The organism is Microbulbifer epialgicus (assembly GCF_041447265.1).
Lineage (GTDB): Bacteria > Pseudomonadota > Gammaproteobacteria > Pseudomonadales > Cellvibrionaceae > Microbulbifer > Microbulbifer epialgicus.
This window is the reverse complement of the sequence record NZ_JBGMEK010000269.1, coordinates 1-699: the sequence shown is the minus strand read 5'-3', so window position 1 is coordinate 699 and position 699 is coordinate 1. Positions and strand designations below refer to the sequence as shown.

Sequence of the window (699 nt, the reverse complement as noted above, 5' to 3'; positions counted from 1 at the left end):
AGTTACATATAGGCGGTGCAGGTGTCGCAAGAGGTTATTTGAACCGCCCTGAATTGACCAAAGAAAAGTTCATCCCAAATCCCTTTAGTAGTGACCCAAAAGACCGATTATATAAAACTGGCGATTTAGTACGTTGGTTGCCTGATGGCAACTTGGAGTTTATCGGGCGTATTGATGATCAGGTGAAGTTACGTGGGTTCAGAATTGAGCTGGGCGACATTGAATCCGCCTTATCAGAAATTACCGGTATCAAGCACAGTGTGGTGCAGGCTCGTGAGGACGCAGGCCGAGAGAAGACGCTGGTGGCTTATGTGGTATTGGAAGCAGCGGAGTACGCGCAGGAGCAAGAAGAATCAGCACAAGCAGAGCGCCGGCAGTACATAGAAGAGATTAAACGCACATTAAAGGGTCGTTTACCAGCGTATATGGTCCCCCCAGTCTATATCTTCTTGCCAGAGCTACCTTTGACTCCAAATGGGAAAGTAGATAAGTCAGCACTACCCGCACCGGCCGAGAGTGATTGGGTGAAGGCGCAGTATGTAGCCCCGAGAAACGAGGATGAAGCGCGGTTGTGCGGTCTTTGGAGTGACATTTTAAAGATATCTGAAGTCGGTGTTTACGATGACTTCTTTGCCCTGGGTGGACACTCACTACTGGCTACCCGCCTGGTCAGTCAGATCAGACAGGAATTTGAAGTAG

The 699-nt window shown here is 49.1% G+C and carries 1 protein-coding gene; it reads left to right on the top strand.

From position 1 onward, the window contains the following. Positions 1-38: 38 nt before the first annotated feature. Positions 39-699: non-ribosomal peptide synthetase (locus tag ACCI49_RS24935; protein WP_371841960.1), on the top strand; the 661-nt coding region annotated here is incomplete at its 3' end.